Below are 14,675 nucleotides of genomic sequence, written 5' to 3' on the forward strand. Positions count from 1 at the left end.
GTTTACCCTCGATCGCCAGTGGTTCTGAACGCCACCGGAATGTGCAATTCACCCGGGCCGGGAGTTTCATTTTTGACCAATCCCTGAGCGCGGTCGGCAACAGCAACGTGAGCGTCGCAGGGGATTTGACCATCGCATTGGGCGAGCATGTCAGCGGGTCTGATGTGGTGTTATCCGCCACGGGTGCCTTTATTAACAACGCGGGCAGTCATGCCGTTACCGCCTCAACTGTCGGCGGACACCACTGGGTGATTTATTCCAATACCCCCGCCACCGGTACCTTTGCCGGACTGAACAGCAACAATACTGCTATCTGGAATGCCAGCATTAATACCCTTCCGGCGAGCTCCGTAACCGGTAACCGGTACGTGTTCCGCTATCAACCGACGGTCACCTACACCCCGGCAAATGTCAGCAAGACCTATGGTGATACGGCAGATGTCAGCTCTGCGTATACAACCTCTGGAGTAAGTGCCGGGGTTACAGGAGCATTTGCAGCCGATACCCTGGCTAACGTGGTAGCGGGCACTTTAGCGATATCTTCAACGGGAACAGCGGCTACTGCGGGTGCAGGCAGTTACGCCATCCTGGCAAGCCAGGGTACTTTAAGCGGTTTGCAGGGTTACCTGGTCGCACTTGCAAGCCACGGAAACTTAACTGTCAATGCCAGAAACATCACCGTGGCGGCCAGCAGTGGCAGTTCAACGTACGGCGCGACCCCTGTTCAGCCAGCCCTGAGCGCCATCGGCCTGGTCAACGGCCAGGATGTGTCGGTACTGAGCGGTTTGAGCAGCACAGGCATTAGCGGCACCACCAACGTCGGCACCCATGTGGTGCGCGTGGAGGGCGTACTGACCAATGGCAATTACCGCGTGACTCAAACATCCGATGGCCAATGGATCGTCGCTCCCCGCGCCCTGGCCGTTATTGCTAACAACCTTGGCAAAATCGTCAACACCAGCGACCCGGCACTGACCTGGTTCACCAATGGAAATCTGGTTAACGGTGACCACCTCAACGGCAATCTGACGCGCAGTGCTGGCGAAACAGCCGGTCAGTACAGGATTGAACAAGGCTCGCTAAACAACAGCAATTACGCCATCGCTTTCACTGACGGTACGTTCAACATCGGTGTAACGCCGCTAAACCAATTGCTCAGCTTGCTCAGTGCCCCCGAAAACATAGCGGCGGTGACCACCCAACCTCTGCGTAAATTGCCGACCCCCACCACGTCTCTGGCGGTGCAGTTGCCGTCCGACGGCCTCTATAGCGTAATTGAGCAAGGCTTGCGCCTTCCGGAAGGACTTTGATTTATGCGTATCCGTCTTACTCCCATTGCCCTGGCTCTCCTGACGTTAACTGCCAGTACGGCCCGGGCTGAAATTGTGCCGGACGCGGGTCAGTCAATCCGTGAGATCCAAACTAAACCGCCGGTTTTACCGCCGCGCCAGACGCTGGAACTGAACCTTCCCGACACGCCGGACACTCATCCGACTGCCCGCGGGCCAACGATGCAGGTTGCGCAATTCAGGTTGACAGGCAATCAGGCGATCAGCAGCGCCGATCTGCTGCCATTGCTGGCTGATCTGCAAAATCGCACGGTCAGCTTTGGTGAGTTGCAGGCTGCGGCCGGGCGTATCACCCTGTTTTATCGACAGAAAAATTACCCGCTGGCACGGGCTTATTTGCCGGCTCAGGACGTGGAGAATGGCGTCGTCACCATTGCCGTCCTCGAAGGTCATTTTGGCGAAGTGAAGCTTAATAACGCTTCGCGCATCAGCGACGGCACGTTGGCTGCGCCGCTCCGCGCGCTGAAAAACGGTGAAGCGGTGCGCGCCGGCCCTCTGGAACGCAGTCTGCTGTTGCTTCAGGAAATCCCCGGCGTTGAAGTCCGGTCCACGCTGAAACCCGGTACCGCCGTGGGTGCCAGCGACCTGGTGGTCGATGCCCGCTCGGCGCCGATGGTTTCGGGTCAGGTGGATCTGGACAACTATGGCAACCGCTTCACCGGTGAATACCGTCTGGGCAGTACGCTGAACCTCGCCAGCCCGTCAGGCATGGGTGATCAGGCCAGCATGCGGATCATGGGTTCTGATGAAGATCAGCATTACTTCCGGGCGGCGTATCAGTTGCCGATCGGTCCGTGGGCGACGCAAGTCGGTGTCGCTTACTCGTACATGAATTATCAGTTAGCCAGGAACTTTGACAATCTTGATGCTTCGGGTAACGCGAAGATTGCCAGCGTGTTTGTGCAGCAGCCATTGATTCGCCTCCGGGATTTCAGCCTGACTGCGCAACTGCAATTCGATGACAAACGCTTAAGAGATGACATCGATCTTTACGACTATAAAAGTCACAAACAGTCGCATGTCGTGACTGCCAGTCTCAACGGCAACTCCCGCGACAATTTTTTGGGTGGCGGTTCGAATGCATTCTCGCTGGCCTGGAGCCAGGGCAACCTGACGCTGGATAACCCGCAAGACAAAGTGCTGGATGATCTCACAGCCAGGACTCGCGGCACCTTTCAGAAGATCAATCCTGGCATCGTGCGCCTGCAGCGCCTGACGGATCGGATCAGTCTTTATGGTCAGTTCCAGGGCCAATGGACTGACGGCAACCTTGATTCCTCTGAAAAAATCAGCCTCGGCGGCGCGTATGGCGTACGGGCTTATCCGGAAGGCGAAGCGCAGGGTGACCAGGGGTATGTGACCAGCGCCGAACTGCGATACGCACTGACCGAGATGGTGCAGTTGTTCACCTTCGTCGATCATGGCGAAGTACGGCTGAACAAAGACACCTGGGCTGACGGCGAAAATCACCGCAGCCTTTCTGCTACGGGTGTGGGCTCGACATTGTCTGCCGGCAACTGGCATCTGATGGCGGTCGCGGCATGGAAACTGGGTAATGCCGATGCACAAAGCGACACGGATCGCACGCCCCGGGTGTGGGCACAGGCTAGTCGTACGTTTTGAGGGGATGTTTACGATGCCAACACATGTACCAACAGATAGTACTTGATGTCGGTTGATATAGGTAAAATCAGCTTGAACCATGAAGCGCTAAAACCTGCTAACCCACTGAATTTCATGCATAAAAATAGACGTCAGTTGACGTCTATTGACCTGAACCCTACAGGGCTCGAGCCTGTGACCTGCGGCTTAGAATCTCTAAGAACCATGGAATAAATCATTAACTTACCGCATATAGCCCCGCTCACACATCCCAACATGCAGAAAGATGACAAGCGTTGTTTCGTTCGCTTTCAAACGTTCAGACAAAGTAGCGATAAGTTCTGCCTGGTCTTCATTGCGTTTCTTTAATACTTTTATCGCAGCGCCAGAATATGCGGCTGATACTCCAAGGGTGAGTTCACCCTACAGAAATAAATCGGGTTGCAGTCTGAAAATTAAATGAGAGAAGCTAATCCCTTTTGGTAAAAAAAACCTGCTGATACACTTACCGATTGATTCTTTTTAAAAATTTACTATTTATCGTCGAGGGCTACGTTTTGCTTTGGAATATCCTGACCTATTTTGGCGACAGCATGCTCATTTTGCCAACCGGAATAACCCTCGCTTTATTTATGTTATGGAAGGCTGACAACCCAGTCACAGCATTAATCTGGCTGATTATACTGGGTATTTCTGGCCTCGCGGTGAGCATCTCAAAGCTGTTGTTTCTCGCCTGGGGCATTGGCAGCAGTACATTTAATTTTACAGGCTTCAGCGGGCATACCACGATGTCAGCCACTTTATGGCCGGTCATGTTCTGGCTGATAGGCCAACGTTTTCAACCTGACGGACGCAGGCTGATGATTACTGCTGGGTATTTCATTGCCATTATGGTGGGTATCAGCCGGCTCGCACTGCATGCTCATTCCGTCAGCGAAGTGATCTCAGGATTAATTCTCGGCAGTCTTTGCAGCGTAACCTTTTTATATACACAACACGACCGCAACATGCGCTATTTCACATTCACTCCATTAGCTATTCTGCTTATTCTCCCTCTGTCACTGATGAGCTTTGGCAAGAAAGCACCCACACAGCAGCTTCTCGAACATATCGCTACGCAAATCACAGGCAAACAACCCTGGACGCGGGAAGAATATCGGCTTATGGCTGAGAAACCGGAAATCTCAAAAAGCGCGTGGAACTAAAGCAGAGATACTTACAATACCACTTGATTTGGGTATAACTGAGTTGACTTCGATAGAACCCGGGACAGAAAAATTCAGTAATTTCAGGGAGTATAAAGGAGAAAAGGCGAATTCAGCAGAGGTGTGTTGACTTGAAATGGTACGCCCTACAGGGCTCGAACCTGTGACCTACGGCTTAGAAGGCCGTTGCTCTATCCAACTGAGCTAAGGGCGCATTGCTTGTCCCTTTCGGGAGCGTTGCGGGTTCGGATTATACGGGCAGACCGGGATGAGTCAATGGCTTTCGAACTCACTGCTTAATGCCTGAACAATTTGCCGATATTCCCGGACTGTCTTGCAACGTTATGTGATCAGTATCGGCTATTTTTCGGATTTCAGCGCGGCAGCAATCACGCGGGCAGACGCGTGATAAGCGACACCTTCGTAAGCCGTCAGTTCCGGTCGTAATGTTTGTACGATACCTTTTTTACCAATCACCGCTGGCTGGCCGATATAAACGCCCAGTTGTTCATCGAGGGCAGACACCGGCCAGACACTGCGGGCGTCGGACAAAATGGCATCCACCAGCCGCGCTGTTGCAGTAGCGATGCCAAAACTGGTCCAGCCCTTGCCTTGCAGGATTTCCCAGCCACCGCCGCGCACAGCGTCGTTCATTGTTGCCCAGTCGACGTCACGGTCGCCTGCCAGTTCTGCCACCGGACAGCCGCCAAGTGTCACGGTGCTCCAGGCCACAAACTGTGATTCGCCGTGTTCGCCCATCACGTAGCCAGTGACGCTTTTCGGATCGAAACCGAAGAACTCACCGACCACGCGTTTCATGCGCGCGGTATCGAGCGAGGTGCCGGTGCCGAACACCTGTGCGTCAGGGAATCCACTGGTCTGCTGAATAATCTGAGTAATGACATCGCACGGATTGGTGATATTGACGATCACGCCGCCAAAGCCGCTGGCAATCACGCGCGGGATCACTTCACGCACGGCGGCACGGGTCTCAGCAAGTTCTTCCAGACGATCTTCACGCAGCAAGGTTTTCGGGCCGACGGCGATGACCAGCACATCAGCATCATGCAGTTCGCTGTAGTCGTTGGCGATAACCTGCACGCGTGAGGTCGTCAGCGACGCCATATCCCGCAACTCCAGCGCCTGACTGGCCGCTTTAGGTTCGTTTTCATCCAGCAAGACAATCACGTCACACAGCCCCTGCGTGACCAGAGAGAATGCAACGTCAGCGCCCACATGACCGGCACCGATGATCCCCACTTTGCGTGTCATTTGTTTCTTTCCTTATGATTTAAAAAGAGTCATACCTAAAATAGACACTTTTTTCGCCACTGTCGCAGGTTAAATTCTCATCCGCAGATAACAAGTTATTCGCATTCAACGCCTGACAGCGCCCGCGGCTTCTGACAAAATAGGCGCATCCCCCTGCATTTATTAATTAATGGATTTATTCCCTGATGGCAGCAAAGATTATTGACGGTAAAACGATTGCGCAGCAAGTCAGAAGCGAAGTTGCAGCGCGTGTTCAACAACGACTGGCTGAAGGAAAGCGTGCGCCCGGTCTGGCCGTGGTGCTGGTCGGTGAAAACCCGGCGTCACAGATTTATGTCGCCAGCAAACGCCGTTCTTGTGAAGAAGTCGGGTTCATCTCCCGCTCTTACGATCTGCCCGCCACCACCACGGAAGGTGAGTTGCTGGACCTGATCGAAAAACTGAATAACGACAGCGAAATCGACGGCATCCTGGTTCAGCTTCCGCTGCCTGCCGGTATCGATAACATCAAAGTGCTGGAACGTATTCATCCGGATAAAGACGTCGATGGCTTCCATCCTTATAACGTCGGCCGTCTGTGCCAGCGCGCGCCGACGCTGCGCCCTTGTACGCCGCGCGGCATTGTGACGCTGTTAGAACGTTACGGTATTGAAACCTTCGGCCTGAACGCCGTGGTGATTGGCGCATCCAACATTGTGGGCCGTCCGATGAGCATGGAATTACTGCTGGCCGGTTGCACCACCACCGTCACCCACCGTTTCACCAAAAATCTGCGCCATCATGTTGAGAATGCCGATCTGGTGGTTGTCGCTGTGGGTAAACCGGGCTTTATTCCCGGCGAATGGATTAAACCGGGCGCGATTGTCATTGATGTCGGTATTAACCGTCTGGAAAGTGGTAAAGTTGTCGGCGATGTGGAATATGATGCCGCCGCCGAGCGAGCTTCCTTTATCACACCGGTGCCGGGCGGTGTTGGCCCGATGACGGTCGCGACGCTGATTCAGAATACCTTGCAGGCGTGCGAGGAATATCATGACGTCAGCGCCAGTAAGTCTTAAACCCTTTGCACTACACAAAAAGTCAGGAATACATGGAAACTTTCTTTCTCGAAAAACACCCGCACGTTGAACTGTGCGATCTGCTCAAATTTATGGGCTGGTGTGACAGCGGCGGTACGGCGAAAGCAGTGATTGCCGAAGGCCAGGTTAAGGTCAACGGTAAAGTCGAAACCCGTAAGCGCTGCAAAATCGTTGCTGATATGAACGTCGAGTTCGCCAGCAACAAAGTCGTGGTGAAAGCGTCCGAATAATCTTTCCGGTAGCGTTGCACGACAAAAGAAAATGCCCTGCAAGCGAAAGCTCACAGGGCATTTTTTTATTTATCGGCAGAGTGAACAGGCCGAAGGCAAATTACTGCTGCGTCACCCACAACACCGGCCATTCGCCACCGCTGCTGTAACCGTCACAACTGGGTTCAGAGGCAAATGCCGCCAGCCGGAACTGTTTACCATCAAACACCCAGCGTGAAGACACGCCACAATCACCGATGCCGCGCCCTTTATCGTAAGTCGAGAGCATACCGGTTTTCGGGTCGAAATCAGCGTTGATCAGTTCCGGCGAATCATCATCTTCGCCCAGTTTGAACGGCATATTCAGCGCCAGATTGTCCATTTTATAAGGCGCCTGACGCGAAACCAGGAAGCCCAGCGCATACAGGTTATACGCGCCCATGTCGCAGTTGACAGTCATCAGGGCTTTATCGTTGCTCAGCGCGAAAATATGCACTTCCCGTTCGGAAGGGTCGAGGCTGCAATCATTATTCTCAATGGTGGCGGCGGCGTTCTGCGTGATGGCCGAAATCTCAGTTTCGGATAATGCATGCGGTTCACTGAAACGCGGCAGAACCGGCGTGGCAGGAATGGGCGGCACGGTATTCGCCGGTTTCGCACCACGATTAATCCAGGCCGTTTTGGTGCCAACGCGCCCCTGCTGCGCATCAATGGCCAGCAACGCGGCTTTGATCCCTTTCAGTGAAACTTCCGGTTTAACGGGCTGAGCCGGGTCAGCTTTCACTGCCAGCTGAATACTGCTGCCTTCGCGGATCGCGGCAATAAAATCATTCACCACCAGACGGTTAGTGGTGGAAAGATGTTTTTTACTGACATCCCATTCACGGTGATTAAAACTCAGTGTCTTACCGTTCATCTGCAAGCGGCTGGCAACCGGCGCATCCGTCGTCTGCTCATCACTGTTACGCTGGTAATCAATGCTGACGGAGGATTTCCCTTCCGGCCCGGCTTCACGGGTGATTTTCATTACCAGTTCCTGCCCGTCCTGCGAATTACGCGCGACGCAGTGATTCAGGTTGTCACAGCTGACCTGCCAGTCGTTATAAATAGCCTGCAACGGCTCAGCCTGGGCGCTAAAAGCCAGCATGGTGGCCAGCAGGCATAAAGGGGCGGTTATCCATCTGCACATTATAAGTTTCAGCTCTGTTCGAAATTATCTTTCTGATAATAGCGTAACCCTCGCCAGGAGACTGCCTTCAATGCAGCATTTTTTACCCGAAATTATAAAGAGATACTCCACCCGCAGGGTTTGCGGCAGACAATAATTTTTCATGACATACGAGAAGCCGCAATGGTGACGCAGGGAAACTTTCAGTACACTGGCTGAGCCAAAAACAAACAATAATGGCGAAAAGGATGAAGATCATTTCTCTGGGAGATACGGATGAAGTTATTGATTTTGATGATAACGCTGTTATCACTGCCGGCGCTGGCTGAAGAGCCTCCGGTGGTGTACGCCGGCACACTGGGTAAAACCAGCATTGTCGTCGAACTCGATTTAAATAAACCTGACGAAGTGACCGGACGGTATTTCTACCAAAAATACCGTCTGGATCTGCCGCTCAACGGAGCGCTGGATGGTCAGGAACTGAAATTACAGGAAGGTCTGGATGATTTCGACGATACACCGCGCCCTGAACTGACGCTGACCAAAGATGAAAACGGTGACTGGCAAGGCAACTGGACCAACCCGCAGGGCAAAACACTGCCGGTTAAGCTGCAACCCGCGCAGTTACCGGCAGCCGCCACGGACGACGGCTATCTCAGTTCGCTGATCCACACCGATCCGTACGAGTATTTGCGTTTATCCGCGCTGCAACTGAAAGCGGGCAAAAACGAAAACTTCATGGGCTATCAGCTGCAATGGTGGACGGAACCGCAATCAAAAATCAGTTTCTTTGAGATTGTCTCCGGTTATCCGGAAGCCAGTTTACCAGCCATTAACCAGAAGCTGCGCGCCCGTCTATGGCAGGAAGTCAGCGGCTGGCATGCCTGTATGCTCGGGGCAAGCCGTTTTGGTCAGGGAGAATATCAGCAAACGGTGACGCCGAAGTTCATGAGTCCCGATGTGGTCAGCATCAGCGTATTTACCTCTTATGACTGCGGCGGTGCGCATCCTGATTTCGGCGAAGCGCCGATCAACCTGAACGCCAAAACCGCAGAAACGCTGACGCTGGAAGATGTGATTTGGGTGGGCGATGGCGCACCGTTCCACTATCTGAATGCTGAAGATCGCGCCCTTACGGGTAAAAACGATGTGGATTTCGATACCTTCGCGCAGTACCGCGATAAGAAATGGGCGCCGTGGCTGGTGAAACAACTGACTGCGGCTTATCCGCAACAGATGAAAAAGCCGACGGAAGAAAGCGAAGACGATTGTGATTATTCAGACCCGTCGGTCTGGCAATTCCCGGCCTGGTATTTCACGCAAAAAGGGCTGTATTTTGATCCGACGTTTGCCCGTGTCATGCGTTCATGCGAAGGCCCGGAATGGTCCGTTCTGCCATGGTCTGCCATGAAAGGCCACGCGGGCAGCACCGCAATAAACCTGGAACACTGAAATAACAAAGGCACCCGCGGGTGCCTTTGCCTCAGATGCATTTTCGCCGGTCATCTTTACGCCAGCCAGCCCTGAATCTGCGCATATTGCAGCAACATAATGGTTTTACCATCTCTGATGCGCCCATCTTTGATCATCGCCAGCGCCTCGGTAAACGGCACCTCCAGCACATCAATGTCCTCGTCTTCCACGCCGCCACCGGCGTTCTGACGCTGCGACTCATCGTATTCTGCCGCGAAAAAATGCACGATTTCGGTCACGCTGCCCGGCGACATATAGGCTTCAAACAGTTTATCTACCTTGCCCACTGCAAAACCGGTTTCTTCAATGGCTTCTTTACGGATGCAATCTTCCGGCGAATCGTTGTCGAGCAAACCGGCGCAGGTTTCCAGCAACATACCGGTCGGGTTGCCATTGACGTAGGTCGGCATACGGAACTGTCTGATCAGCAGAACGGTTTTTTTAGGACGGTTATAAAGCAGAATAGTCGCGCCATTTCCCCGGTCATACACTTCACGGGATTGCGGCTGGCGTTCGCCATTACGTTTGATTAAATCGTAGGTGTATTTGCGAAGAACATACCAGTTATCAGAGAGTAACTGGTTTTGAACGTTTTCGATCCGGGATGACTTGTCATCAGATGACATAAAGCGTGCCTCCGCTCAGAGGGTGAGAGAAGCCAGACATCATAGCGGCATTACACCGCGCACGCCAGATTCAGCCGTGCTCAATTGCATTAAGCAGTTGTTCCCGATGGCGTTCAACCCACTTCGCATCCAGCGGCCCCCAGCCGGAAAGCTGATAATAACCGTCATTATTGCGCACACCCTGCTGCACAAATTCCAGTTCGACACCCATACCCGGTAGCGCTTTCAGTACGTCCTGCAAGGTGCGGCGCGGCCAGCCGGTGATTTCCATCAGTTTTGGTACGTTCGGTTTTTGTTCAGAGTCCAGCAACCAGCAAAGGTAGAGACGACGGGCGAAAACCGAATTTAACATCAAACTCATCTGAACGGCTCCAGTGTGGACATACGAATGCGTGTCATAAAAAAGCAGGCTGTCAAAGCGTAGACGGTATCAGCGAATCTGTCTGCGGCATAACCCTGTGTACAGGGAGGTTTTTTTTACATTATCTCCTTTATTTCTCCACGTTTTATGCGACATGAGAAGGTAAAGTGCATTGACGTAGAACTCCACTCTAACACTTGCTCAGTCCCGTCGGGACGGTTCCGCCTCTGAGACTGCCTATGAGAAAATAGCGCTCAGGGGATTTTTTTGTCAGATTACTGACGTTCTGTTTGTTTGCTGATGTTAGTTACTCACGCCAGAGTGACAACGAGGTTCCTGAAGCATGGCTAACTTTTTTATCGATCGCCCAATCTTTGCCTGGGTTTTAGCGATCATCATTTCCTTGTCCGGCGCACTCGCTATCTATTTTCTGCCGGTTGAACAGTATCCCGATCTGGCTCCGCCAAACGTCAGGATTTCTGCAACCTATCCCGGCGCATCAGCACAAACATTAGAAAATACCGTTACCCAGATTATCGAACAGAACATGACCGGCCTCGATAATCTGATGTACATGTCATCGCAAAGCAGTAATGACGGTAAGTCGCAGATAACCCTGAGCTTTACCGCCGGTACCGATCCCAACGAAGCGCTGCAACAGGTGCAAAACCAGTTGCAGCAGGCGCTGAAACGCCTGCCGCAGGACGTGCAGACGCAGGGTGTGACGGTGTCAAAAACCGGTGATACCAACCTGATGATGGTGGCGTTTGTCTCCACCGACGGCAGCATGGATAAGCAGGATATCGCCGACTATGTGGCGTCCAACATTCAGGATCCGCTGAGCCGCGTGCCCGGCGTCGGCAGCATTGATGCTTACGGTTCACAGTACGCGATGCGCATCTGGCTGGATCCGGACAAGCTCAATAATTACCAGCTGACCACCGCCGATGTGGTCACCGCCATCAAAGCGCAAAACAGTCAGGTCGCTGTCGGTCAGCTCGGCGGCGCACCTTCGGTGGATTTTCAGGCCCTGAATGCCACCATTAATGCCCAGGCACAGTTACAGACGCCGGAACAGTTCCGCCAGATCACCCTGAAAGTGAATCAGGACGGTTCGCAGGTCAAACTTGGGGATGTTTCCACCATCGGTCTCGGCGCGGAAAACTACGCCCTGCTCAGCCGTTATAACGGACAGGCTGCGTCAGGGATGGGCGTTAAACTGGCGTCCGGTGCCAACGAACTGCAAACCGACAAAGCCGTCCGTGCGCGCCTTGATGAGCTTTCTCACTATTATCCGCACGGTCTGAAAGCCGAAATCGCTTACGAGACCACGCCGTTTGTTAAAGCGGCGATCACCGACGTGGTGAAAACGCTGTTTGAAGCGATCGTGCTGGTGTTCCTGGTGATGTATCTGTTCCTGCAAAACTTCCGCGCTACGCTGATCCCGACAATTGCCGTGCCGGTGGTCTTGCTGGGGACGTTCGCCGTGCTGCATCAGTTCGGTTACAGCATCAATACTCTGACGATGTTCGCGATGGTGCTCGCCATCGGCCTGCTGGTGGATGATGCCATCGTGGTGGTGGAAAACGTCGAGCGCGTGATGAGTGAAGAAGGCCTCAGCCCCAGAGAGGCCACGCGAAAATCGATGGGACAAATTCAGAGTGCGCTGGTCGGTATCACCATGGTGCTGTCGGCGGTGTTCGTGCCGATGGCATTCTTCGGCGGCACTACCGGCGCGATTTACCGTCAGTTCTCCATCACCATTGTCTCGGCGATGGTGCTGTCAGTGTTCGTCGCGCTGACGCTGACACCAGCGCTGTGCTCGACCATTCTCAAACCTGTCGCGCAGGGACATCATCACGGTAAACGCGGTTTCTTCGGCTGGTTTAACCGCATGTTTGACCGCAACGCGCGTCGCTACGAAAATGGCGTGGCGAGGGTTCTGCGTAACAGCCTGCGTTATATGCTGGGATATGCCGCACTGGTCGCCTTGCTGGCCGTTATGTTTATCAAACTGCCCACCTCCTTCCTGCCGATGGAAGACCGTGGCGTGTTCACTGTTCAGGTTCAGTTGCCGCCGGGTTCAACGCTGCAGCAGACACAAAAAGTGGTGGAAAAGGTCGAAAAGTATTTCCTGACTGAAGATAAGAAAGACGTGCTTTCGGTGTTCTCAACCATCGGTGCTGGCCCCGGCGGTAACGGGCAAAACGTTGCGCGTATGTTCGTGCGCCTGACGCCATGGGATGAACGCACCGGCACCGACGATTCTTCCTTTGCACTGATTGAGCGGGCGACCAAAGCGTTTAACAAGATAACCGAAGCCCGCGTGATCGCCAGCAGCCCGCCTGCAATCAACGGTCTGGGCAGCGCCACCGGCTTTGATATGGAATTACAGGACCACGCCGGGCTTGGTCATGATGCGCTGATGGCGGCGCGCGATCAGTTGCTGGCCATGACATCCAAAGACAGCAACCTGACCCGCGTGCGTCACAACGGTCTGGATGACAGCCCGCAGTTGCAGATCGATATCGATCAGGTGAAAGCGCAGGCGCTGGGCGTGGCTATCTCTGATATCAACAGCACGCTGAGTACCGCGTGGGGCTCAACCTACGTCAATGACTTCGTTGACCGTGGCCGTGTGAAGAAAGTCTACGTGCAGGCCGCTGCACAATACCGCATGCTGCCGGACGATATTGACCGCTGGTATGTGCGAAACTCCGCCGGAACCATGGTGCCCTTCTCCGCTTTCGCCACGTCGAAATGGCTGACAGGTTCGCCGCGTCTTGAGCGTTACAACGGCTATTCCGCGCTGGAAATTGTCGGTGAACCGGCAACGGGCATCAGCAGCGGTACTGCGATGGATGACATGGAAAAACTGGTCGCGAAGTTGCCGGTGGGTATTGGTCTGGAATGGACAGGTCTGTCGTATCAGGAAAGACTGTCAGGTTCTCAGGCACCGGCGCTGTATGCGATTTCCCTGCTGGTGGTGTTCCTGTGTCTGGCGGCGTTGTACGAGAGCTGGTCCATTCCGTTCTCCGTCATGCTGGTGGTGCCGCTCGGCGTGCTCGGCGCGGTGATTGCCACCTGGCTGCGCGGGCTGGAAAACGATGTGTATTTCCAGGTCGGTATGCTGACCATCATCGGTTTGTCAGCGAAGAACGCCATTCTGATTGTCGAATTTGCCAATGACCTGAATGTTCGCGGGAAGGAACTGCTGGAGGCCACGCTCGAAGCCGCCAGAATGCGTCTGCGTCCGATTCTGATGACCTCGCTGGCATTTGTTTTCGGCGTTCTGCCGATGGCGACCAGCATGGGGGCAGGTTCAGGCAGCCAGCACGCCGTCGGTACCGGTGTGATCGGCGGGATGATTTCCGCCACGGTGCTGGCGATTTTCTTCGTACCGCTGTTCTTTGTATTGATTCGCCGTCGTTTCCCGGGCAAACACACTGCACCGGTAATTGCTGATATCGTGGAAACAGTCCCCGCCGAACACCGGTAAAAACGCCGGATCGCAGGCAACAAAAAAGGCGTTAATTCACATTAACGCCTTTTTTATTCATGATTTACTGGCTGTGAGAATCGTCGCTAAATGCAACGTAATGGTCTTCCTGAACAAACGTTTTTTATAATGACGTGCTGCACTGAGAATAAATCTTTTCTTTGCTTTGTCGGTAACGATGTGGGCAATTACGCTTTCAACATACGGTCGATAAAGTCTTTCCAGTGACCTAATTCTTGCTCTAACATTTTACTCCCCTTGATTGGACGCTGGCAGTATACGTTTATTTTTTGACCATGCAAAAACTCCGTGACTAATTTTTAAGCGCGATCACAATCCCGCCCCGTCTGGATCCTGCCGGCGTTTTGCCTCATTATGTGTCCTTCTCTGACGCCACTTATCAGCGCAGCTAAAAAGCGCTTATTTTACTGACAGGTTACGTTTTTCTATGGCAACAACTTCAGCTCAAAACTCATTTATTCTCTACGGCATAAAAAATTGCGACACCGTTAAGAAAGCCCGCCGCTGGCTGGAAGAAAACGGTGTTGAATGCCAGTTTCATGATTATCGGGTCGAAGGGCTGGATGCCGCGTTGCTGCAGAATTTGTTAGATAAACAAGGCTGGGAAGCGATGCTCAATACCCGTGGCACCACCTGGCGCAAGCTCGATGAGGCCACACGCGCAGCCTGTGATAACGAAGCCAGCGCCAAAGCGCTGATGCTCGAACATCCGGCTGTCATCAAACGTCCGTTTTTACTGGCGCCAGACGGCCAGTCTCTGCTGGGATTCAAACCAGAAAGCTATCAGCAATTCCTTGCACAGGTGAAGTAA

At 53.4% G+C, this 14,675-nt stretch carries 12 protein-coding genes and 1 tRNA gene; 8 read left to right on the forward strand and 5 right to left on the reverse strand.

The genetic code is table 11. From position 1 onward, the window contains the following. The 3 genes from UC14_RS08005 to UC14_RS08015 form a co-directional block, all read left to right on the forward strand. Positions 1 to 1,310 (forward strand): MBG domain-containing protein (locus tag UC14_RS08005; protein ID WP_305000111.1); only part of this gene is annotated, 1,310 nt, incomplete at its 5' end. A gap of 3 nt (positions 1,311 to 1,313) precedes the next feature. Then, positions 1,314 to 2,972 carry a ShlB/FhaC/HecB family hemolysin secretion/activation protein gene (locus UC14_RS08010; RefSeq protein ID WP_112197526.1) on the forward strand — a complete coding sequence of 553 codons (1,659 nt, stop codon included), beginning with the start codon at positions 1,314 to 1,316 and terminating at the stop codon, positions 2,970 to 2,972. Between the two features lie 536 nt (positions 2,973 to 3,508). After that, positions 3,509 to 4,156: a phosphatase PAP2 family protein gene (locus tag UC14_RS08015; protein ID WP_112197527.1), complete on the forward strand. Its 648-nt coding sequence runs from the start codon at positions 3,509 to 3,511 to the stop codon at positions 4,154 to 4,156. A gap of 137 nt (positions 4,157 to 4,293) precedes the next feature. On the opposite strand, the gene UC14_RS08020 is transcribed toward UC14_RS08015, so the two are convergent. Continuing rightward, positions 4,294 to 4,370: transfer RNA gene (locus UC14_RS08020), tRNA-Arg, on the reverse strand. A 146-nt stretch (positions 4,371 to 4,516) separates the two neighbouring features. Next, the gene (locus tag UC14_RS08025) at positions 4,517 to 5,428 is read right to left on the reverse strand and encodes an L-lactate dehydrogenase (RefSeq protein WP_112197528.1); all 912 of its coding nucleotides are present in this window, start codon (positions 5,426 to 5,428) and stop codon (positions 4,517 to 4,519) included. A 185-nt stretch (positions 5,429 to 5,613) separates the two neighbouring features. Here UC14_RS08025 and folD point away from each other — a divergent pair, with 185 nt between their 5' ends. Next, entirely contained in the window at positions 5,614 to 6,486 is an 873-nt protein-coding gene (gene folD, locus UC14_RS08030; RefSeq protein WP_013576534.1) for a bifunctional methylenetetrahydrofolate dehydrogenase/methenyltetrahydrofolate cyclohydrolase FolD, read from the forward strand. A gap of 32 nt (positions 6,487 to 6,518) precedes the next feature. Beyond that, positions 6,519 to 6,737 (forward strand): ribosome-associated protein YbcJ, encoded by a 219-nt coding sequence (gene ybcJ / locus UC14_RS08035; protein ID WP_013576535.1) that lies wholly within the window; start codon positions 6,519 to 6,521, stop codon positions 6,735 to 6,737. A gap of 100 nt (positions 6,738 to 6,837) precedes the next feature. On the opposite strand, the gene UC14_RS08040 is transcribed toward ybcJ, so the two are convergent. Further along, a complete protein-coding gene (locus UC14_RS08040) occupies positions 6,838 to 7,905 on the reverse strand; it encodes a DUF1176 domain-containing protein (RefSeq protein ID WP_037036947.1) in 1,068 nt (355 codons plus the stop codon). 255 nt (positions 7,906 to 8,160) lie between these two features. On the opposite strand from UC14_RS08040, the gene UC14_RS08045 reads away from it, so the two are divergent. Beyond that, on the forward strand, positions 8,161 to 9,336 hold the full coding sequence (locus tag UC14_RS08045; protein ID WP_013576537.1) for a hypothetical protein: 1,176 nt from the start codon (positions 8,161 to 8,163) through the stop codon (positions 9,334 to 9,336). Positions 9,337 to 9,392: 56 nt separating this feature from the next. On the opposite strand, the gene nudK is transcribed toward UC14_RS08045, so the two are convergent. After that, the gene (nudK, locus tag UC14_RS08050) at positions 9,393 to 9,983 is read right to left on the reverse strand and encodes a GDP-mannose pyrophosphatase NudK (protein ID WP_013576538.1); all 591 of its coding nucleotides are present in this window, start codon (positions 9,981 to 9,983) and stop codon (positions 9,393 to 9,395) included. Positions 9,984 to 10,053: 70 nt separating this feature from the next. Next, a complete protein-coding gene (locus UC14_RS08055; RefSeq protein ID WP_112197529.1) occupies positions 10,054 to 10,344 on the reverse strand; it encodes a helix-turn-helix domain-containing protein in 291 nt (96 codons plus the stop codon). 343 nt (positions 10,345 to 10,687) lie between these two features. Between UC14_RS08055 and acrD the strand changes: the two genes are divergently transcribed. Both acrD and UC14_RS08065 read left to right on the forward strand, forming a co-directional pair. Next, positions 10,688 to 13,843: a multidrug efflux RND transporter permease AcrD gene (gene acrD, locus UC14_RS08060; RefSeq protein ID WP_112197530.1), complete on the forward strand. Its 3,156-nt coding sequence runs from the start codon at positions 10,688 to 10,690 to the stop codon at positions 13,841 to 13,843. Positions 13,844 to 14,291: 448 nt separating this feature from the next. Then, the gene (locus UC14_RS08065; RefSeq protein ID WP_013576541.1) at positions 14,292 to 14,675 is read left to right on the forward strand and encodes an ArsC family reductase; all 384 of its coding nucleotides are present in this window, start codon (positions 14,292 to 14,294) and stop codon (positions 14,673 to 14,675) included.

This window comes from Rahnella sp. NRRL B-41462, from assembly GCF_003263525.1.
Lineage (GTDB): Bacteria > Pseudomonadota > Gammaproteobacteria > Enterobacterales > Enterobacteriaceae > Rahnella > Rahnella aceris.